Below are 19,992 nucleotides of genomic sequence, written 5' to 3'. Positions count from 1 at the left end.
ACGGCAGCTCATACAAGCGTTTACATCTTTCACGGAGGCCCACATGAGCGAAACCGCATTGCATACCTGCCAGGGCAGCGCCATCGAGCCACGGCTTGAGGAACTGGCTCATCTGCGCATCACCGTATTCCGTGATTACCCGTATCTCTACGATGGCAGCTTCGACTACGAGGCGAACTACCTGCGCCGCTATGCCGAATGTCCGCAAAGCCTGTTCGTGCTGGCCGAGGATGGCGATGCGCTGGTGGGCGCGGCCACGGGCATGCCGCTGGCCGAGGATGTGGAAGAGTTCCGCACGCCGTTCGAGCAGGCCGGTTTCGATATCGACAGCGTATTCTACTACGGCGAATCGGTGCTGCTGCCCAGCTACCGCGGCCGGGGTATCGGCAAGGAGTTCCTCGCCGAGCGAGAGCGCCATGCGGCCAAGCGGGGCTTCGCCACCGTGGCGTTCTGCGCCGTGGAGCGCCCCGACGACCATCCGCTGAAACCAGAGGGCTACGTGCCGCTGCACGGCTTCTGGCGTTCCCAGGGCTACGAGCGCCACCCGGAGCTTGCCACCACCTTCCGCTGGAAGGACATCGGCGAGCCCGAGGAGACCGACAAGCCAATGGTGTTCTGGCTGAAGTCGCTGACCTGAGTCCATATGCCGACAAGGGGACGAGGGGCGCCGGGGACAGGGTGAAGAGGAGGTCCGATTCCAGGGATGGAATCGGTAGCGCCCAGGGATGGGTTCACAGCGCCTCCTCGTAGCCCTGTCGACGGAGCAGCCCCGAGTGACGAAGCCAATGGCGATGCCCTTTTGCCGCCGTTCCCCGTTGGCCGTACAATGCCCCGAACGCCGCCCGCCGCGGCACCTCGACTCATGTCAGCCACGCTGGAAGGAAACGCCGGACCCATGCGCGCCACTCAACTGTTGATCGCCACTCTCAAGGAAACGCCTGCCGACGCCGAGGTCATCAGCCATCAGCTGATGCTGCGTGCCGGCATGATCCGCCGCCTCACCTCCGGCCTGTACAATTGGCTGCCGGTCGGCCTGCGTACGCTGCGCAAGGTGGAGCGGATCGTGCGGGAAGAGATGGATCGTGCCGGGGCCCAGGAAGTGCTGATGCCGGCGGTACAGCCCGCCGAGCTGTGGCAGGAGTCCGGCCGCTGGGAGCAGTACGGCCCCGAACTGCTGCGCCTGAAGGACCGCCACGAGCGCGACTACTGCGTCGGCCCCACTCATGAGGAGGTGATCACCGACCTGATGCGCCGCGAGCTCTCCAGCTACAAGCAGCTGCCGGCCAACTTCTACCAGATCCAGACCAAGTTCCGCGACGAGATCCGTCCGCGCTTTGGCGTGATGCGCTCGCGCGAGTTCATCATGAAGGACGCCTACTCCTTCCACATCGACCAGGCCTCGTTGAAGGAAACCTACCAGGCGATGTACAACGCTTACGTGCGGATATTCACCCGCCTGGGCCTGGACTTCCGCCCCGTGCTGGCTGACACCGGTGCCATCGGCGGCACCGATTCCCATGAGTTTCATGTGTTGGCCGCCTCGGGCGAGGACGATATCGCGTTCTCCACCGAGTCCGACTACGCCGCCAATATCGAGAAGGCCGAGGCATTGCCCGCGCCACTGGGTACCACACCTGAGCGCGCCGCGCCGAGCGAGGAGCTGCGCCTGGTCGATACCCCCAACGCCAAGACCATCGCCGCCCTGGTGGAACAGCATGGCCTGCCGATCGAGAAGACCATCAAGACATTGATGGTGCGCGCCAGCGAGGGCGGCTTGATCGCCCTGCTGGTGCGCGGCGACCACGAACTCAACGAGATCAAGGCCGAGAACCTGCCCGAGGTGGCCGAGCCGTTGACCATGGCCACGGAAGAAGAAATTCGCGCCGTTGTGGGTGCCGGCCCCGGCTCGCTGGGTCCGGTCAACCTGGACATGCCGATCATCATCGACCGCAGCGTGGCGCTGATGAGCGACTTCGGCGCCGGTGCCAACGTCGACGGCAAGCACTACTTCGGCATCAACTGGGAACGCGATGCGGCGCTGCCCAAGGTGGCCGACATTCGCAACGTGGTCGAAGGTGACCCCTCGCCGGACGGCAAGGGCACGCTCTCGATCAAGCGCGGCATCGAGGTCGGCCACGTGTTCCAGCTGGGCAAGAAATACTCCGAGGCAATGAACGCCACGGTGCTCGACGACAACGGCAAGGCGGCCCATCCCTGGATGGGTTGTTACGGCATCGGTGTGACCCGCGTGGTGGCCGCCGCCATCGAGCAAAATCATGACGACAACGGCATCATCTGGCCCAACGCCATTGCCCCCTTCCAGGTGGCCCTGGTGCCGATGAACGCGCACAAGTCGCAGCGCGTACGCGAGGAATCGGAGCGGCTCTACCAGGCCCTCACCGCAGCCGGCATCGACGTGCTGCTCGACGACCGCGACTTGCGTCCCGGGGTGAAATTCGCCGATCAGGAGCTTATCGGGATCCCCCATCGCCTGGTGGTCGGCGACCGCGGGCTGGACAATGGCGAGCTGGAATACAAGGGGCGGCGTGACAGTGAAGCGACCATGGTGCCTGCCGATACGATCGTCGAGTTCCTGCGCGAGCGAGTCGAAGGGTAATCGTCGACTGGCCGCGACGCTGCTGGTCGCGGCCGGCCTGATGAGTGGCGTTGCAGCAACGGCGCAGGTGCCGGGAGAGGGCGCCGAGGCCGCGGGCTTTCTCGATGCCCTGCCCGTTGCACTGCAGTCTCCACCCACCCGGCGCGTGCGGGTGGAGCCCGACGTTCCCCCCTCGCTGCGCCAGACCCTCGACACGCTGGTCGCCACGCCACCTTCGCCGGATCGGGTATGGGCGGCTCGGCAATGGATGAGCCAGATGGAGCCCAGGCTCGCCCGCTTCGTTGACGACGAGACCCTGCGCGGCGAGATGCTGACACGTATCTATCATGAAGCTCGGCTGGCCGGATTGCCGCCGGAAATCGTGCTGGCAGTGATCCAGGTCGAGAGTGCCTTCCAGGCCGAAGCCGTTTCATCGGCCGGCGCCGTGGGGCTGATGCAGATCATGCCGTTCTGGATACGTGAGCTGGGGCGTAGCGCCGATGACCTGATGGATCCCTGGCTCAACCTGCGCTACGGCTGCACCATCCTCGCCCACTATCTGGCCGTAGAGCGCGGCGATTTCACCCGCGCCCTGGCACGCTACAACGGCAGCCTAGGCCAGACCTGGTATCCCGAGCGGGTAATGCGCGCCTGGACCCACCACTGGTGGTACGCACGTTGAAAACGCCAGACAAAAAAATGCCGGCCCAATTGGGCCGGCTACTGGGGGGAAAACTCCCCCCTCCCCTGACGACTTGCTCTGCTGGCTGGCTCAGTGCTTGCGCTTGCGACGGTGATCGCGAATCACGAAGCCGACCCAACCTGCCATGAAAGCGACCATCATCGCGACGGTTACCAGCCCGAAAACTACTGCATCATCCCAGTACATGGTGGTTTCTCCCCGTCACCCGATGTGATGAGTTCACTCTAGCCGGTTGATGCAAAGGGAAAACTGACCTGCATCAAATTTCGCCTCGGCCGCGTCAAGTGCCGCTCAGCGAATTGATACAGGTCAGTTTTTTGGGGTGATTCGGGGTTTCGAACGGTCAGGGAGCCTTGCGATCTTCGACCTGGGACGGTTCGACACCGACGGGAAGCGGATGCCCCTTGGCCAACTCGGCACGAGTCGCCTCGCGCACTTCGAGCACTTCCAGAGCATAGCTCAGGGTCTGCCCTGCCAAGGGATGGTTGGTATCGATCAGCACACCGTCGGCGCGCAGCTCGAGTACGGTGACGATCTGAGGACCGTCGTCGCCTGGTGTCTGGAAGCGCATGCCAGGCGCCAGGTCATCCTGGGGAAAGGCACCGCGTCCGACCTCCTGGATCAGGCTATCGTTGCGCTCGCCGTAGGCTTCTTCTGGCGCCAGTGTCACGCTCAGCCTGTCGCCGGCAGCGTGGCCTACCAGGACGCGCTCGAGGCCAGCCATGAGGTTGTCATGCCCATGCAGGTACTCGAGGGGCTTGGCACGCGCCCGCGAGTCGTCGAGTACCTGGCCGTGTGCGTCGCTGAGCACGTAGTGCAGGGTCACGACCCGCTGTGGGGCGATCTTCATGAATAACTCCTGTGGTCGTTGGCAGGGCATGCCTCAGGCGATCACGTTTGCGGACGCAGGTTCGCCACGGGCATTTCCAGTTGCTGCTGGCGATTGAGCAGATTGAGCAGCACGATGGCCCGTTCGTCACCCTTGTGGCTGGCAAAGACGGCCTGCAAATCCTTGAACGGCCCTTCGGTTATTTCTACTTTCTCGCCGGCACGGAAATAGACGTTGGCGGCGCTCTCCTGCCCTTGTGCGCCCTGTTCACGCAGCAGTGCAACCAGTTCGTCGTCCACCGGCAAGGGACGATCGCCGAAGGTGACGATTCTGAGTACGCCGCGGGTCGAGCGGATGGGGCGCCAGTTGCTGGCGATACGATCGAGTCGAATAAAGAGATAGTGGGGGAACAGCGGCTCATCCAGCCATACCAGCTTGCCACCGCGCTTCTTCTGTAACTGCAGGATAGGATGGAACAGCTCGTAATCCTGGTTGGCAAGGTGCTCAGCAGCACGAAAGGACTCTCCACCCTTGCACTGAACGACGTACCAGCGCGGCAGGCTGTCGTTCTCGTCTTCGATCGGCTGACGTTCGCTGTGGCTCATGAAGGTCTCCTACCGGATCTCCCGCTGGCATCAATGCCGGGGCTCTGCAACAATCGAGCGGCCTAACGATGGCCTGCTGGGCCGCCCACCTCCGCCGAACGGTGGGCCATTCTACCATTGTTACCGGCAGCGGGCCGACCATCGGTCTCTGTTCATCGAGGAGTGTCGCCACGCATGACCCCCCCCTTCCCTCAGCGTAGCTGGCAAGCCGCTCTGGCCATTTATCTGCGCGCCCCTGTGATCACCATGCTGTTCCTGGGGTTCTCGGCTGGCTTGCCGTTCCTGCTGGTCTTCTCGACCCTTTCGGCCTGGCTGCGCAGCGATGGCGTTCAGGTAGCCGCCATCGGCTTTTTCGCGTGGATCGGCATGCTCTATTCGATCAAGTTCTTCTGGGCGCCGGTGGTGGATCGCCTGGCCTTGCCGGTGTTGACGCGCACCTTCGGCCAACGGCGCAGCTGGATGCTGCTGGCCCAGGCCCTGATCGCCGGAGGACTGGTGGGCCTGGCGAGTCTCGATCCACAGCAGAACCTGCCACTGGTGGCTGGCTTCGCGCTGCTGGTGGCGTTCGGTTCGGCCACGCAGGATATCGCCATCGATGCCTTTCGCATCGAATCTGCACCCGACGACATGCAGGCGGCCATGGCATCGACCTATATCATTGGCTATCGCGGTGGACTGGTGGCCGCCGGGGCCGGCGCTCTCTACGTGGCGTCCTGGCTCTCCTGGCAAGCCGCCTACCTGACCATGGCGCTGCTCGTTGGGGTTGGCATCATCACGGTACTGCTGCGTCCCGAGCCCGAGCGACTATCGCTGACCAGCCAGTTGATCCATGAACCCCGCGTGCGTGCCTTCATTCGCGTCAGCCGCGGCAAGCCGCGGCTGCTGCGTCGTCTAGGTGCCTGGCTAATCGGCGCTGTGGTATGCCCTTTCACCGATTTCATTTCCCGCCATCGCCTCAAGGCGCTGTGGCTGCTGGTGTTCGTGGCGGTGTTTCGCATCAGCGACCTGGCCATGGCCTCAATGGCCAATCCCCTCTACATCGACCTGGGCTTTTCACTGGAAACCATCGCCAACGTCACCAACGTATTCGGCATCGCCATGAGTATCGGCGGCGGCATCCTGGGCGGGCTGCTGGTGGCGCGCTACGGTATCGGTCCGATACTGGTGCTGGGGGCGGTGGCAGCGACGTTGACCAATCTGCTGTTCGCCGCCTTAGCGCTGGCCGGTCAGAGCCTGCCAATGCTGGTAATGACAATTGTGGGCGACAACTTGTCCAACGGCCTGGCCAGCGCGGTGTTCATCGCTTTCCTGTCGAGCCTGACATCGCGCGCCTATACCGCCACCCAATACGCGCTGTTTTCCTCGCTGATGACGCTGCCGGGCAAATTCCTCAGCGGTTTCGGCGGGATGGTGGTGGCAGCGGAGGGATACCCCACCTTCTTCGTGATTGCCACGGCCCTGGGGTTGCCGGCCATTGCGCTGGCGATTTGGGTCAGCCGCGACAAGGCGCTGGTGCCCCCCCCGGCCCCCCGCACGGCGTGACCGGGCACCTAGGCGTCGATCTGCTCTTGCAGCCAAGCCAGAGCCCCGGGGGTCGTGCGCCACTGGTCGCGCATCAGCGTGCGGTACTGCCATGCCTCGGCACGGGTGCCAGGCTCGGCGACGCTGTCCGGGCCCGAGGGGACTGGACGGGTCTGTTCAGCGCACAGCATGGTTAGTGCGTGGGGATTGTGACGGCGCACCTCGCGCAGCGTTTCGTTGGCCTCGTCGATACGCTCCAGCCGAAACAGCGCCAGCGCGCGGCCCATGAGGAGTCCTAGCACCGGCGCATCCTCACGCCGGTTCTCGGACACGGCGAGCGCTTCGCGGTTGCGCCCTTCGCGCAGGAGTTGGTCGAGCACCAGCTCCTGCAGGCCCAGGCTGTCCTGATCGTCAAGCGACAAAAGCCGCTCGGCCAGACGCCGCGAACGCTCACGAGCGCCCCGCTCCATGCCCACCACGAGCGCCAGGCCGGTGCGCAGCAGTACGGCATTATCGGCACTGTCCCACAGGAAAGCGCCTTCGCCTGCGTCCCGCACTCGTTCGAGCCAGCGCTCCAGGCGATCGGCCAAGGGTTCGAACAGACTCGGTGACATCCACGGTAGGCTGCCGAAGCGGCTGGTCAAGGCCAGTGTGAGCGACTCCACCACGCGCGGCGAATCGAGCCATTCAGGATGAGCGCAGAGTTCGCGCAACCAATCCCCCGCCTGGACCCAAGGGTCGCCCTTGAGTCCCAGTGCACTCTCGTCATCCACTTCCACCTGGAAGGATTTCTGCCAGGCGGCGAACAAGGTGTCCTCCCGCGCGCTGCTGTGGTACTCCAGCTCGCCTGCCTCGGTTCGATGCACATCCAGTCCGGGCGCCATAGGCAACTCCGACAGCAACTCCTGCAAGGCGGCTAGTGGCTCCGCCAGGTCCTCCTCGGCGTTGAGCAATTGGTCGGCCAGGGTGGCACCGGGGTTCTCCGCCAGGTCGGCCAGGAACTGCAGCTGGTCCGGCTCCAGTTCACCCTTGCGCGCCAGACGTCGGAACCAGAAACGCGCTCGCTCTGCGGCCTCCTCCTCGTGGCCCTCGTGCAGCAGCAGCATGGCTTCGATATAGGCCAGCGTGGGCGAATCGGGCAGCGCCTGCTGGGCCCGCACGAAAGCGGAACGGGCGCTATCCAGGTCGTCGTTATCCAGATGCATCAGGCACAGCCGTTCCAGGGCCACGCCGCGCAGGAACAGCGGACCGCGCTCGAGTACCTCGTCGAGCAGTTCGGCACGCTTGCGGATGAAGCCGCGCTCCTGGTAGAGGTCGATCAACAGTTCGAAGGCGGGCTCGGCCTGGGCCGGCAGCCGCGACCAGTCGGCCCGCTGGAACAGCGACTCGAGGATCTGCTGGGCACGTCCGCGCTGGCCCGTTTCGGCGGCGATCAGCCCGGCCTCGAGCAGGGCCTGGGCGGGCGCGTTGCCACTCTCGAGTGCGGCCTTGAGCGTAGGTCCCTTCCAGTCGCGCAGCGAGAGCATCCACATCAGGTGATCAGGCACTTCGGCAGGCATCGCAACGGCGCCGCAGCAGTGCTTGGTCTTGCGCCCGGAGTCGCACCAGCAGGGTTCGTTGCGGCCAGGGCGTGCCAAGGGTTCGCAGGTGAAGCCGGCACGCTCGAGTGGGGTCTGGCTCCACAGGATCGGGGCGAGTGCCTGGGCCATGGCCAGGTCACCGCCCATCAGCTCGGCCCCCTCCTCACGCGCCCAGGCCATGAAGGCCGGATAACGCTCCTCCGCACGGATAGCCGCCAGGGCACCCGACGCATAGCCCAGCAGCTGTTCCACCCATACTGCCAGCATCACACTCTCCGCCAGTTCAAAAGGCGCATATAGTAACAGGGAAGCGTGGTTCGGTGCTGCACACAAGCCAGGCGTCGCCGCATGCCTTCATCGTTGCGCCCAGGCCAGTAGCGGGCGGGTACGGGCATGCATGTCGAGGCGAGCCCCAAGGCGCACCAGGTTCCAGTAGTGCCCGTTCAAGGTGCGTGACAACAGCAGTATGTCCGCCGGCGGCTGCAGGCGATCCATGGCCGCCCATACCTTGGGGGAAAGCTCACGCAGGCGACGGTGCACCCGCACATCGGAGAAGTCCTGGGGACCCGGCTCGAACAGCGGCGCCACCGCCTCGGCGGATTCGCGATAGAGCGCCAGCGGTGCCCCCTGCCCCTGGCGCCCACCCAGCCGACGCAGGGCGTCGTCCATGCCCATGGGGTCAGCCGCCAGGGTGGCATCGAGTAGTTGCAGCGTCGCCTTGAGGTGCGCTGCCGGCACCGGGATCACCGCGCCCAGGTCGTAGATCACCAGCCGGCCCTCGGCATCGACGGCAAAGTTGCCAGCATGCGGATCGGCATGCAGTTCGCCATAGGTGAAAAGTTCTTCGGTTAGCCAGTCGGCCAGAGTCGTGGCGATGCGTTGCCGCAGAGCATCGTCCGCTTCCTCGAGCCCACGCAGCGGCGTACCCGCCAAGTAGCGCATGGCCAGCACCCGCGGACCGGAAAGAGTAGGCAGCGGCTCGGGGATGACCAAGCTCGCGTGATGGGCATAGCGCAGCCGATAGCGTTGCAGGGCGCAAGCCTCGGCATGGTAGTCGAGCTCGCTGCGCAGGCTGGCGGCTAGCTCCTCGAACAGGGTGTCCAGGCGTGCCTGGGGCACCTGGAGCCAGCGGCCGAGGCGCATGAGGCGCCGAAGCTGGGCCAGGTCGCTCTCGAGTACTTCGGCCAGCCCCGGATACTGCACCTTGAGTACCAGCGTCTCGCCGTCATGCGTGGTCGCACGATGCACCTGTCCCATGGAAGCACTGGCGAAGGGCCGAGACTCGATCTCGCGGAAATGTGTGTCCAGCTCGCCATACTGCTCGACCAAGGTACGCCGTATGCCCTCCCAGGGCATGGGCTCGGCCTGGCGTTGCAGGCGCGCCAGCTCAGCGGCGAGATCCGGCGGCAGCAGGTCGTCCCACTGAGCCACGATCTGGGCCAGCTTCATGGCAGGCCCCTTCAGCTCGGAGAGCCCCGCGAATAGCGCCTCGCCCAGCGCGCGCCAGTCGGCCTGGCCGCCGAATCGGCTGCGCAGCAAGGTGCCGCCGGTGCGCGCCCCGAGACCCATCAGTCGCCGCGTCCTTCCCCGCTCCCGCATGGTGGCGCTCTCCTCGTTGATATTCGCTGGAGCCATTGTACAGCTCGTGGCACTTTCGGCCTCTGGCCTTGTCGGTCGTTTACTGTAAGAATATCCATAAAGAATACGACTCGACTGCAGCGAAAGGGTGATATGCGCCTGATCATCGCCGAAAAACCCAGCCTGGCCCGGGCCATCGCCGAGGCGCTACCGGGCGGTGCACGCCGCGAGGACGGCGCCCTTCACGCCGGTGACTCCATTGTCACCTGGTGCCTGGGCCATCTGCTGGAGCAGGCGCCACCCGATGCCTACGATCCCGCCTTCAAGCAGTGGCGCCTGGACCACTTGCCGATCCTGCCATCTCGCTGGCAGCTCAGCCCGCGGCCCAAGGCCAGGGGGCAGCTCGCCGTCATTCGCAAGCTGCTCAAGCAGGCCCACGAAGTGGTGCATGCCGGCGATCCGGACCGCGAGGGGCAACTGCTGGTACAGGAAGTGATCGAGTACCTGGGCTGGAAGGGGCCGGTGTCACGCCTGCTGGTCAGCGACCTCAACCGGCCCGCGGTACAGCGGGCCCTGGCACGGCTGGAGGACAACGCACACTACCAGCCGCTCTACCGCGCCGCCGAGTCCCGCTCTCGCGCCGACTGGCTGTACGGCATCAACCTGACCCGGGCCTGGACCCTGACCGGGCGTCAGGCCGGTCACGACGGTGTGCTCTCGGTGGGTCGGGTGCAGACCCCGGTGCTCGGGCTGGTGGTGCGCCGCGACGCCGAAATACGCGATTTCAAGCCCCACCCCTTTTATGTGCTGTGGGCCGATCTGGCGGTGGCCAGCGGCCAGCTGCGCGCCTGGTGGCAGCCGGGCGAGAACCATCGGCTTGACGAGCAGGGCCGCCTGCTCGAGCATGCTCCGGCCCAGGCTCTGGCCGAACGGCTGCCCGGCGCCGAAGGCCGGCTCACTTCGCTCGAGACCCGCCAGAAGCGCCAGTCCGCCCCGTTGCCCTACTCGCTCTCGGCGCTGCAGGTGGACGCCGCGCGGCGCTTCGGGCTCTCCGCCAAGGCCGTGCTGGACATCTGCCAACGCCTCTACGAGCGCCACAAGTTGATTACCTATCCGCGCTCGGACTGTCGCTACCTGCCCGAGGAGCACCTGGCCCAGGCTCGTGCCACTCTGGCGAGCGCCTGCGGACAGGACGAGACCCTGCGTGGCTGGCTGGCAGGCGCCGACTTCAGCCTGCGCTCCAAGGCCTGGGACGACAAGAGAGTGGGCGCACACCATGCCCTGGCGCCCACCGGCAAGCCGGCCAAGCTCGAGCGACTGGAGCGCACCGAAGCCGACGTGTTCCGCCTGATCGCGCGCAACGTGCTGGCCCAGTTCTATCCCCCGCTGATCACCCGTGAAGTGAAGGCAGAGTTCACTATCCTCGCCGAGCGTTTTCGCGCCAGCGGCCAGGAACTGCTCCAACCAGGCTGGAAGCCGCTGTTCACCACCCGCGAGGAAGCCCCGCCGCTGCCACCGCTTACGGAGGGCGAGAGCTGCCGGGTCACGGCATGCGAGGTCGAGGAGCGCGAGACACGCCCACCGGACCCCTTCACCGACGCCAGTCTGATCAAGGCGATGATGAACATCGCCCGCTATGTCGACGACCCCGAGGTCAGGCGTACCCTGCGCGAGCATGACGGACTGGGTACCGAGGCAACCCGCGCCGGCATCATCGAGACACTCATCGAACGCGGCTACCTGGTACGCCAGAAGAAGTCGCTGCGCGCCACCCGGCTGGGTAGTGGGCTGGTGGCCTCACTGCCCGAGGCTGCTTCACGGCCCGAGCGCACGGCACAGTGGGAACAGCGACTGACGGCCATTGCCGAGCACGGCGACGACCCGGCACCGTTCCTCTGCGCCTTGATCGAGGACCTGCGTGGCCTGCTGGGCAGCGCCGACGCAAATCGCCTGCGTCAGGCCATGGCCACGGCCCAGGGTGAGGTCGCTGCCGCACCGAAACGACGCGGGGCGGCCGACAAGAGACGAGGCGGCCGCAGCACTTCGCCACGCACTCGCCGCAAGCCACGCACGAGCGCTTGAGCCCGCAGGCTGGCATCCGGTCACCGGGCATCGGTATGCTGCCTTTGTTCATCCACCAAGGCATCTCATGAACGACCAGACCCACCTGATCGTCGGCCCCGGCGCCCTGGGCCGGCTACTGGCCATGCACCTGGCCGATGTCGTGCCGGTCGTGCTGGCCGGGCGCCGAGCGTTGCCCGCCGAGCAGATCCTGACCACGCCGGAGGGCGCGCAGCGCTCGCGTCACCTTGCCGTTGCCGAGCTCGAAAATCTGCCGGCCGCAACGCCGGTCTTTCTGCACCTGACCACCAAGGCCTATGCCGCCGAGGCCGCCTATGCTGCCGCCATGGCCCGGTTGCCCGGCGCACCGACGCTGGTGCTGTGGCAGAACGGCTATCAGATACAGCCCGAACTCGAGCGCCGCCATCCGGGCCCGGTGGTGTGTGCCTCTACCACCGAAGGTGCCTGGGTGAATGGTGACGACGCCGTGACCCATGCCGGCCGCGGTATTACCTACCTCGGCGACCTCGCCAACCGGCATGCGTCGGCGTGCCGTGAATTGGCTGACCTGCTCGGCCAGGCCGGCCTGGCCGCCGAGGCGGTCGAGGACATCGAGACCCGGCTGTGGCACAAGCTGGCGGTGAATGCGGCCATCAATCCGCTGGTGGCACGCTTTCGTATCCGTAACGGCCAATTGCGCGACCGCCCCTTCCGCCCCATGGTGGAGCGAATCATCGCCGAAGTGGCAAGCATCTTGGCATCGGAGCATGTTCCACCTCCCACGGCGGGCTGGCACGCGCTGGTCTGGCAGGTGATCGCGGCAACCGCCAACAATCGCGCCTCGATGCTGCAGGACGTCATGGCTGGAAGACCTACCGAGCGTGAGGCCATCCTCGGCCCCCTGCTGGCTGCCGCCCAACGGCACGGTATTGCCGCCCCCTGCCTGAGCGAACTCGACGCCTCTCTGGCCCAGGCTCGGCCGCTCCAGCGTTGAGAGGCCACCTGGCAGGCACAAGGGGAGGCTGCTAAGCTCTTGAGATGGGTTTTGTCGCCCGAGCTAGACGCGTGTTTCGTTTGCCGCTAACGGGCCAACGAACCGTATCGCACAGGGATATAGGTCAGAAACATGAACGCGTGTTTCAGAGGTGCCATGATCATGGCTGCCAGCCTGACATTGCCACCACTCGTGGCCATGGCAGACAATGGTTTGCCTGAGGGTGGGCACGCGCCTCTGTACAGCGAACCCGTCGCCTACACCGACGCCTCCCACGATTTGCTGGCCTCCTTGGCACTGCCTTCCCTGAAAAGACCCTCCTACGCCAGTAGAACCAGCGACCTGATGCATCTCGACAATGGCGTCGTGCTGGAAGGCGGCGACCTCGAGTCGATCGACGGCCATACTTCCGGCTTCCGCGTGACGGCGGGCTTCTCCCCGATGAACCTGCCTCAGCTCGACCTCGGCGCCGAGTTTACATATCGCGAAAGCGACGAAGTCCCCACCCATCATTCCGATCAGGCCATGCTGGTCAATACCACTACCCTGGGCGGTAGCCTGGTCGCAGGAGTGCGCATGGGCCAGCTAGGACTTTATGCCAAGTCGGGTTTCGCCGAGTGGGACGGCGACCCGGTCACACAGACCGAGCCGCTTTTCGCGACGAACGGCACCGCTCGCATCCAGGGCTTCGGCGCGAGATTGCAGTACGACCGCCTCGTCAGTCGCCTGGAGTTCGAGGAAATCGACTCACCCAGCATGGCTCACCTGAACCTGATCACGGCCTCGCTCCATTACGCTTTCTAAGCCACCGCACTACCCGCTAGATACGTCGCGCCATAGAGCGTTTGGATTGGCTCAAGCCCTCTTGTCATAGCCGGGTGTTCTTACGCATCATGTCCTATAGTGAACTGGCGGGTCGCGCAGCGTTGTGGCCCTCTCCCTGAACCTGTTCCCTGGAGTCACGCAGATGAGTCTCAGAATCGGCGATACCGCGCCCGATTTCACGGCGCAAACCACCCAAGGTACGCTGAACTTCCATGAATGGATCGGTGACAGCTGGTGCATTCTCTTTTCGCATCCCAAGGACTTCACCCCGGTATGCACCACCGAGCTCGGTTACATGGCCAAGCTCAAGCCAGAGTTCGACAAGCGCAATACCAAGATCATCGGTCTCTCGGTGGACCCGGTCGACAATCATGCCGCCTGGTCCAAAGACATCGAAGAGACCCAGGGCGCCGCGCCCAACTACCCGATGATCGGCGATGACAAGCTCGAGGTCGCCAAGCTCTACGACATGCTGCCTGCCGAGGAACCGGGCAGCGCCGAGGGCCGCACCCCGGCCGACAACGCCACGGTACGTTCGGTGTTCCTCATCGGGCCGGACAAGAAGGTCAAGGCGATGCTGGTCTACCCGATGACCTCGGGCCGCGACTTCAACGAAGTCCTGCGCCTGCTCGACTCGGTGCAGCTCAACGCCAAGCACACCGTGGCCACGCCGGTAAACTGGCGCCCCGGTGACGATGTGATCATCCCGCCCGCAGTCAGCGACGAGGAAGCGAAGAAGAAGTACCCGGAGGGCTTTACGACCATCAAGCCCTATCTGCGTACGGTGAAGCAGCCGCAGTAAGCCACGTCTGAGCTGACTACGCATGAATCGCCCCGGCCAAGGCCGGGGCGATTCGTCCCGACCATGGCCGAGCTCAGTGCCTTCTAGCCCGTGTTGCGCAGGCCCGCAGCGATACCCGCCATGGTCACCATCAGGGCGCGTGAGAGTTCACCACTGATGGCGCCATCGGCATCGCGGTTACGCTGCAGTAGCTCGGCCTGCAAGCCGTGAAGCGGGTCGATATAGGGGTTACGCACCTCGATGGCCTGACGGATCAGTGGCGTCTGCTCCAGCAACTGCGGCTGGTCGAGAATCGTCAGTACGACGGACTGCAACTGGGTGAACCGGCGACGTAACTCAGTGCCGAGTTCCTTGAGCGCCGGCTCATCGACCAGGCGCTGCTCGTAGTAGGAGGCGATGCCCACGTCGGCCTTGGCCAGCAGCATCTCCAGCATGTCCAGGTAGGTGCCGAAGAAGGGCCAACGATCGCGCATCTCGCGCAGGACCTCGAGCCCCCCTTCCTCTTCCATACGTGCGGAGAAGGCTTCACCGCTGCCCAGCCAGGCCGGCAGCATCAGCCGAATCTGGGTCCAGGCAAAGATCCAGGGAATCGCGCGCAGTGTCTCCACACCGCCATCCTGGCGACGCTTGGTCGGGCGTGATCCCAGCGGCAAGTGCCCCAGCACGCCTTCGGGGGTGACTGCGCGAAAATAGGGCACGAAGTCGGCATCCTCCCGCACCACGCCGACATAGGCCGCATGGGCGATCTCGGCCAGGCGATCCATCTCCTCACGCCAGCGAGGCTCGGGCGCCGGGGGCGGCAACAGCGTCGCCTCGAGTACGGCGCAGGCGTAGATTTCCATGGAGCGCAGGGCAATATCCGGCTGACCGAACTTGAAGCGAATCATCTCCCCTTGCTCGGTGACCCGTAGGCTGCCATTCACCGAGCCCGGCGGCTGCGACAGGATGGCCGCATAGGCCGGACCGCCACCGCGACCGACGGCACCGCCGCGACCATGGAAAAGGGTCAGATCTACGCCGTGGTGACGGCACACCTCGACCAGCCTTTCCTGGGCGCGGTACTGGGCCCAGGCCGCCGCCAGCTGCCCGGCGTCCTTGGCCGAGTCCGAGTAGCCGATCATCACCTCCTGGCGTTCGCCGGCCAGCGTGCGGTAGCCCGGCAGCGCCAGCAGGCGATCGATCACGTCGCCGGCACGGTTGAGGTCGTCGAGGGTCTCGAACAGCGGCGCGATGGGCAGCGAGACGGTGCCTCCCACCTCCTTCATCAGCAGCGCTACCGTGAGCACGTCGGAAGGCTGTGCGGCCATGGAAATGATATAGGTGCCGAGCGCCTCGGACTGTTCGTTGGCAATGACCAGGAAGGTATCGAGGACCTCACGGGTCTCGGCCGAACACTCCCAGCGCCGAGGAATCAACGGCCGGCGCGACTCGAGTTCGGCCAGCAGGAAAGCCTGGCGCTGCTCCTCGCTCCAGTCGCGATAGTGACCGAGCTCCAGCGCCTGGGTCAGCTCCTCCATGACCATGGCATGACGGCTCGCCTCCTGGCGGATGTCGAGCTTGGTCAGGGTCACGCCGAACACCGCCACTCGGCGCAGGGTATCGAGCAAGGCCCCGTTGGCGATGGTGTCGAGACCGACGTCGCACAGCGAGCGATAGCAGGTGAGCAGCGGCGCGTAGAGCTGGTCGCTGCTCTCGATGACCGGACCGCCCTCGTAGCTGCGTCCGTCGAGCTGGGCCTTGGCCCAGTCACGGGTGGCTTCGACCCGCTGCAGCAGACGCTTGAGCAGCTCACGGTAAGGCTCGGCAACGTTGCCGACCTCGGCCCGAAGCGCACTGTTGCACTTCCACATGGAAAGCTCGGCCTTGAGCTGCTCGAGGTCGCGCAGGTAGAGATCCGCCGCCATCCAGCGCCCCAGCAGCAAGACCTCACGCGTGACGCGGGAGGTGACGTTGGGGTTGCCGTCGCGATCGCCGCCCATCCACGAGGCGAACACGATCGGCGCGGCATCCAGCGGCAGACGCTCGCCGGCGGATTCCAGCAGCAGGCTGTCGAGGTCGCGATGGAAGGCCGGCACCGCCTGCCACAGCGAGTTCTCGATAACGGCGAAGCCCCACTTTGCCTCATCCACCGGGGTAGGGCGCTCGTGGCGAATCTCGTCGGTATGCCAGGCCTGGCTGATGAGTTCTTCCAGGCGCCCGCGGGCACGGCTGGCCCGCTCGGGGTAGTCCAGCGACGATTCGATGACGGTGAGGCACTCGTCGATGGCATCGTACTTCTGGATCAGGGTGCGGCGAATGACCTCGGTGGGATGGGCGGTCAGCACCAGCTCGACACGCATGTTGGCGAGACTCTCGACCAGCTTGCGCGGCGCATGCCCGGCATGGCGAGCCCGCTCGAGCAGTTCGGATAGCACCGGCTGTGAGCCGGGCTTGTAATCCTCGACGCGACGGAAGCGTGCCCGGTAGTGCTGCTCGGCGATGTTGGCCAGGTTGAGAAACTGGTTGAAGGCGCGCGTCACCGGCAGCAGGTCGCGGTCGGGCAGCTTGCGCAGATACTCGATCAGCTCGCGGCTGCTCTGGACGTCCCCCTGTCGGCCACTCTTGGCCAGGCCGCGGATGGTCTCGATGCGGTCGACGAAACCCTTGCCCAGGTCATCGGCGATGGTGCGACCCAGGCTGTCGCCGAGTATGCGTACGTTGTCGCGTAGGGATTCGTGCAGATCGCCGCTCATGGCCGATCTCCTCCTGAAGTCGATTCGGAATGTTCTGCTGGCGTATTGGACGCTTCGGCCTCGAGCCGCTTGGCCTGCTGCCAATAGCCTTCCATGGCCTCGAGACCGACGTCGCGGGTGGTCATGCCACGCTCGGCCAGGGCCGCCTCGACGTGACGAAAACGGCGCTCGAACTTGGCGTTGGTCTCGCGCAGGCACTGCTCGGGGTCGGCCTTGAGGCTACGCGCCAGGTTGGTCACGGCGAACAGTAGGTCGCCCACTTCCTGAGCCGCATGGCGCTGATCGCCCTCGACCAGGGCCTGCTCGACCTCGTCGAGCTCCTCACGGATCTTGGCAATCACCCCAGCGGTGTCGGGCCAGTCGAAGCCCACCCGCGCCGCGCGCTTGGAGAGCTTGGCGGCACGCGACAGCGCCGGCAAAGTGCGCGGCACGTCGTCGAGCACCGAAACGCTAGTCTCGGCCTCTGCGCGCTCGACCCGCTCCGCGGCCTTGAGCGACTCCCAGCGACTGTTGACTTGCCGGGCTTCCACCTGCTCGGCGCTGACACCGGGAGGACGACGCGACGCCAGGGTGCCGTCGGGAAAGACGTGCGGATGGCGGCGTACCATCTTGGCGGTGAGTGTATGCACCACGTCGTGGAAGTCGAAGCGCCCCTCCTCACGCGCGAACTGGCTGTAGTAGACCACCTGGAACAGCAGGTCGCCAAGCTCACCCGGCAGTTCGTCGAAGGCGCGCCGCTCGATGGCGTCGGCCACCTCGTAGGCCTCTTCCAGGGTGTGTGGCACGATGCTGTCCCAGTCCTGCTTGAGATCCCACGGACAACCCTGTTCGGGATCGCGTAGCACGGCCATCAGCATCAGCAGGTCGTCGATGCCGTGTCGGGTCTCGCTCATGTGCCACTCCCCTTGCGTTTCATCCCTTTGGCTCCGGTGCGCAGACGCTGGACCTCGATCACGTTGGACAGCTGCTGGATGCGCGAGAAAAGCCTGCCCAGCGTCTCCAGCCCGTCGACTTCCACCGTGATGCGCATCCGCGCGATGCCGTCGCTGGTGTCGGTCAGGGTATTCACCGACAGCACGTTGACCTTTTCATTGCCGAGGATGCCCGTGACGTCACGCAGCAGCCCGGAGCGGTCCCAGGCCTGGATCTCTATGTCCACCGGGTATTGGGTGCGGGCACGCTGTCCCCACTCCACCTCGATGACCCGCTGCGGCTCGTCGATGCGCAGCTGCAGGATGTTGGGGCAGTCCTGGCGATGCACGGTAACGCCTCGCCCTTGGGTGATGAATCCGACGATCGGCTCGCCGGGCACCGGATGGCAGCAGTTGGCCATGCTGGTCTTGAGATTGCCGACGCCCAACACGGTGATATCGCTGGTCGTGCCTTTTCCCTGGTCGCGCCTCGGCTTGGCCAGCAGGCGGTCGAGCTGCTCTTGGTCGTCGGTCTCGCCGAACAGCTGCTGGGCCTGGTGCAGCACCTGGCCGATGCGCAGGTCGCCTGCTCCCAGCGCGGCATACATGTCCTCGGGCGACTGGTAGTTGACCTTGTGCGCCAGGGTGTCGAGGTCCATGTCCTCCACGTCGAGGCGGCGCATCTCGCGCTCGAACAGTGCCTTGCCCTCCTCCACGTTCTGCTCGCGGGCCTGATGCTTGAACCACGACTGAATCTTGGCCCGCGCCCGAGAGGTGCGCACGTAGCCGAGGCTGGGATTGAGCCAGTCGCGGCTGGGCCCCCCCTTGCTGGCGGTAAGAATCTCGACCTGCTGGCCGGTCTTGAGCTTATAGGTGAGCGGTACGATGCGACCATCGATCTTGGCCCCGCGACAGCGATGGCCGACCTCGGTGTGCACGCGATAGGCGAAGTCGATGGGCGTGGCGATACGCGGCAGGTCGATGACGTGACCGTCGGGGGTGAACACATAGATGCGATCCGGCGCCACATCGCTGGAGAGCCCTTCGCGCAAATCGCTGAAATCGCCGACCTCGTCCTGCCACTCCAGCACCTGGCGCAGCCAGGCGATCTTCTCTTCGTAGCTGGAGCTCTTGCCGCTGGTGTCGTGGCCTTTGTAGCGCCAATGGGCGCAGACACCGAGTTCGGCTTCGTCGTGCATGGCGAAGGTGCGGATCTGGATCTCGAGCACCTTGTTCTCAGGCCCCAGCACGGCAGTGTGCAGCGACTGGTAGCCGTTCTTCTTGGGGTTGGCGATGTAGTCGTCGAACTCGTTGGGCACGTGATGCCAGCGCGAATGGACCAACCCCAGCACGGTGTAGCAGTCGGTCACCTCCGGCACCAGAATGCGGACGGCGCGCACGTCGTTGACTTGGGCAAAGTCGATGCGCTTGCGCTTCATCTTGCGCCAGATCGAGTAGATGTGCTTGGCGCGTCCGTTGACGTCGTAGCGAGTGATGCCCTGCGCTTCGAGCATCTCCTTGAGCACATCCACGACATCGTGGATGTAGCGATCGCGATCGAGACGCTTCTCGGCCAGCTGTCGGGCAATCGTCTTGTAGTCATCCTCGTGCAGGTAGCGAAACGAGAGATCCTCGAGCTCCCACTTGACCTGACCGATACCCAGGCGATGGGCCAGCGGTGCGTAGATGTCGAAGACCTCACGCGCCACCTGCAGGCGCTTCTCGCGCGGTGCATCCTTGACCTGTCGCAGCGCGCAGGTACGCTCGGCGATCTTGATCAGTGCCACGCGCACGTCGTCGATCATGGTGACCAGCATCTTGCGCAGGTTGTCCTGCTGGTCGTGCTGTACCAACCCCTGACTGGGAACCTGGGCGTTGCTGATGGCCGCCATCTGCAGCACGCCCTCGATCAGATGCGCGACCTCCTTACCGAAACGCCGGGCCACGGCGTCGACCGAGATCAGGCCCTCACGCACGGCACGATAGAGGACCGCGGCTTCGAGTGCCGGCTGGTCGAGCTTGAGCAGGGCCAGGATATCGGCCATCTCCAAGCCCATGCGATAGGTCGTGTCGCGGGGCAGCCAGGCCTTGTGCGGGCGGTCGACTTCCTGGGAAAGCCGCTTGGCGAGTTCACACGCCTCGCGCAGTTCCGCGGGGTCGCGTAGCTTGACGTCTTCCTGGAGGCGCTCCAGCCAGTGGCCGATGTCGACGTCACCATCGTCCGTCAGTGGCTGATCGTCGCGAACTTTCACCAT

The 19,992-nt window shown here is 65.2% G+C and carries 16 protein-coding genes; 8 read left to right on the top strand and 8 right to left on the bottom strand.

Features of this window, described 5'->3' with window-relative positions; translation table 11 throughout:
* The first annotated feature begins 43 nt into the window (after positions 1–43).
* The 3 genes from HNO53_RS08655 (at position 44) to HNO53_RS08645 (ending at position 3,278) form a co-directional block, all read left to right on the top strand.
* Positions 44–637 (top strand): GNAT family N-acetyltransferase, encoded by a 594-nt coding sequence (locus HNO53_RS08655; protein WP_209477850.1) that lies wholly within the window; start codon positions 44–46, stop codon positions 635–637.
* Positions 638–895: 258 nt separating this feature from the next.
* A complete protein-coding gene (locus tag HNO53_RS08650) occupies positions 896–2,617 on the top strand; it encodes a proline--tRNA ligase (protein WP_209477848.1) in 1,722 nt (573 codons plus the stop codon).
* A gap of 40 nt (positions 2,618–2,657) precedes the next feature.
* The gene (locus HNO53_RS08645) at positions 2,658–3,278 is read left to right on the top strand and encodes a lytic transglycosylase domain-containing protein (protein WP_242597580.1); all 621 of its coding nucleotides are present in this window, start codon (positions 2,658–2,660) and stop codon (positions 3,276–3,278) included.
* A gap of 90 nt (positions 3,279–3,368) precedes the next feature.
* On the opposite strand, the gene ccoM is transcribed toward HNO53_RS08645, so the two are convergent.
* From ccoM to rfaH, 3 genes are all read right to left on the bottom strand, one after another.
* Positions 3,369–3,485: a cytochrome c oxidase subunit CcoM gene (gene ccoM / locus HNO53_RS21585; protein WP_275951365.1), complete on the bottom strand. Its 117-nt coding sequence runs from the start codon at positions 3,483–3,485 to the stop codon at positions 3,369–3,371.
* 157 nt (positions 3,486–3,642) lie between these two features.
* Positions 3,643–4,149, bottom strand: a complete 507-nt coding sequence (locus HNO53_RS08640) for an FKBP-type peptidyl-prolyl cis-trans isomerase (protein WP_209477846.1) — start codon at positions 4,147–4,149, stop codon at positions 3,643–3,645.
* A gap of 41 nt (positions 4,150–4,190) precedes the next feature.
* Positions 4,191–4,733 carry a transcription/translation regulatory transformer protein RfaH gene (gene rfaH, locus HNO53_RS08635; protein ID WP_209477844.1) on the bottom strand — a complete coding sequence of 181 codons (543 nt, stop codon included), beginning with the start codon at positions 4,731–4,733 and terminating at the stop codon, positions 4,191–4,193.
* Between the two features lie 174 nt (positions 4,734–4,907).
* On the opposite strand from rfaH, the gene HNO53_RS08630 reads away from it, so the two are divergent.
* Positions 4,908–6,275 (top strand): AmpG family muropeptide MFS transporter, encoded by a 1,368-nt coding sequence (locus HNO53_RS08630; protein WP_209477842.1) that lies wholly within the window; start codon positions 4,908–4,910, stop codon positions 6,273–6,275.
* A gap of 8 nt (positions 6,276–6,283) precedes the next feature.
* Here the strand turns inward: HNO53_RS08630 and HNO53_RS08625 are convergent, their stop codons facing one another.
* Together HNO53_RS08625 and HNO53_RS08620 are read right to left on the bottom strand one after the other, a co-directional pair.
* Entirely contained in the window at positions 6,284–8,101 is a 1,818-nt protein-coding gene (locus HNO53_RS08625) for an SEC-C domain-containing protein (RefSeq protein ID WP_209477841.1), read from the bottom strand.
* Positions 8,102–8,188: 87 nt separating this feature from the next.
* A complete protein-coding gene (locus tag HNO53_RS08620) occupies positions 8,189–9,433 on the bottom strand; it encodes an ABC1 kinase family protein (protein WP_209478578.1) in 1,245 nt (414 codons plus the stop codon).
* Positions 9,434–9,565: 132 nt separating this feature from the next.
* Between HNO53_RS08620 and HNO53_RS08615 the strand changes: the two genes are divergently transcribed.
* The 4 genes from HNO53_RS08615 to HNO53_RS08600 all read left to right on the top strand — a co-directional run bounded on the left by HNO53_RS08615 (position 9,566) and on the right by HNO53_RS08600 (position 14,094).
* Positions 9,566–11,494 (top strand): DNA topoisomerase III, encoded by a 1,929-nt coding sequence (locus HNO53_RS08615; protein WP_209477839.1) that lies wholly within the window; start codon positions 9,566–9,568, stop codon positions 11,492–11,494.
* 67 nt (positions 11,495–11,561) lie between these two features.
* Complete coding sequence (locus HNO53_RS08610; RefSeq protein WP_209477837.1) at positions 11,562–12,467, top strand: ketopantoate reductase family protein; 906 nt, start codon at positions 11,562–11,564, stop codon at positions 12,465–12,467.
* Positions 12,468–12,629: 162 nt separating this feature from the next.
* A complete protein-coding gene (locus HNO53_RS08605; RefSeq protein WP_242597579.1) occupies positions 12,630–13,271 on the top strand; it encodes a hypothetical protein in 642 nt (213 codons plus the stop codon).
* 163 nt (positions 13,272–13,434) lie between these two features.
* Entirely contained in the window at positions 13,435–14,094 is a 660-nt protein-coding gene (locus HNO53_RS08600) for a peroxiredoxin (RefSeq protein ID WP_209477833.1), read from the top strand.
* An 83-nt stretch (positions 14,095–14,177) separates the two neighbouring features.
* On the opposite strand, the gene ppc is transcribed toward HNO53_RS08600, so the two are convergent.
* The 3 genes from ppc to relA are packed head-to-tail and all read right to left on the bottom strand — an operon-like array spanning position 14,178 to position 19,992.
* The gene (gene ppc, locus HNO53_RS08595) at positions 14,178–16,826 is read right to left on the bottom strand and encodes a phosphoenolpyruvate carboxylase (protein ID WP_209477831.1); all 2,649 of its coding nucleotides are present in this window, start codon (positions 16,824–16,826) and stop codon (positions 14,178–14,180) included.
* Positions 16,823–17,719 (bottom strand): nucleoside triphosphate pyrophosphohydrolase, encoded by an 897-nt coding sequence (gene mazG, locus HNO53_RS08590; RefSeq protein WP_209477829.1) that lies wholly within the window; start codon positions 17,717–17,719, stop codon positions 16,823–16,825. Before mazG ends, ppc begins: the two co-directional genes overlap by 4 nt.
* Positions 17,716–19,992, bottom strand: a complete 2,277-nt coding sequence (gene relA, locus HNO53_RS08585; protein WP_209477827.1) for a GTP diphosphokinase — start codon at positions 19,990–19,992, stop codon at positions 17,716–17,718. Before relA ends, mazG begins: the two co-directional genes overlap by 4 nt.

Source organism: Billgrantia antri (assembly GCF_017868935.1).
GTDB lineage: Bacteria > Pseudomonadota > Gammaproteobacteria > Pseudomonadales > Halomonadaceae > Halomonas > Halomonas antri.
This window is presented reverse-complemented; position numbering and strand designations above follow the sequence as displayed.

Excerpts from the sequence above, each read along its gene's own strand:
- HNO53_RS08655 (WP_209477850.1), top strand. The coding sequence starts at position 44 with ATGAGCGAAACCGCATTGCATACCTGCCAGGGCAGCGCCATCGAGCCA.
- HNO53_RS08650 (WP_209477848.1), top strand. The coding sequence starts at position 896 with ATGCGCGCCACTCAACTGTTGATCGCCACTCTCAAGGAAACGCCTGCC.
- HNO53_RS08645 (WP_242597580.1), top strand. The coding sequence starts at position 2,658 with ATGAGTGGCGTTGCAGCAACGGCGCAGGTGCCGGGAGAGGGCGCCGAG.
- ccoM (WP_275951365.1), bottom strand. The coding sequence starts at position 3,485 with ATGTACTGGGATGATGCAGTAGTTTTCGGGCTGGTAACCGTCGCGATG.
- HNO53_RS08640 (WP_209477846.1), bottom strand. The coding sequence starts at position 4,149 with ATGAAGATCGCCCCACAGCGGGTCGTGACCCTGCACTACGTGCTCAGC.
- rfaH (WP_209477844.1), bottom strand. The coding sequence starts at position 4,733 with ATGAGCCACAGCGAACGTCAGCCGATCGAAGACGAGAACGACAGCCTG.
- HNO53_RS08630 (WP_209477842.1), top strand. The coding sequence starts at position 4,908 with ATGACCCCCCCCTTCCCTCAGCGTAGCTGGCAAGCCGCTCTGGCCATT.
- HNO53_RS08625 (WP_209477841.1), bottom strand. The coding sequence starts at position 8,101 with ATGCTGGCAGTATGGGTGGAACAGCTGCTGGGCTATGCGTCGGGTGCC.
- HNO53_RS08620 (WP_209478578.1), bottom strand. The coding sequence starts at position 9,433 with ATGCGGGAGCGGGGAAGGACGCGGCGACTGATGGGTCTCGGGGCGCGC.
- HNO53_RS08615 (WP_209477839.1), top strand. The coding sequence starts at position 9,566 with ATGCGCCTGATCATCGCCGAAAAACCCAGCCTGGCCCGGGCCATCGCC.
- HNO53_RS08610 (WP_209477837.1), top strand. The coding sequence starts at position 11,562 with ATGAACGACCAGACCCACCTGATCGTCGGCCCCGGCGCCCTGGGCCGG.
- HNO53_RS08605 (WP_242597579.1), top strand. The coding sequence starts at position 12,630 with ATGGCTGCCAGCCTGACATTGCCACCACTCGTGGCCATGGCAGACAAT.
- HNO53_RS08600 (WP_209477833.1), top strand. The coding sequence starts at position 13,435 with ATGAGTCTCAGAATCGGCGATACCGCGCCCGATTTCACGGCGCAAACC.
- ppc (WP_209477831.1), bottom strand. The coding sequence starts at position 16,826 with ATGAGCGGCGATCTGCACGAATCCCTACGCGACAACGTACGCATACTC.
- mazG (WP_209477829.1), bottom strand. The coding sequence starts at position 17,719 with ATGAGCGAGACCCGACACGGCATCGACGACCTGCTGATGCTGATGGCC.
- relA (WP_209477827.1), bottom strand. The coding sequence starts at position 19,992 with ATGGTGAAAGTTCGCGACGATCAGCCACTGACGGACGATGGTGACGTC.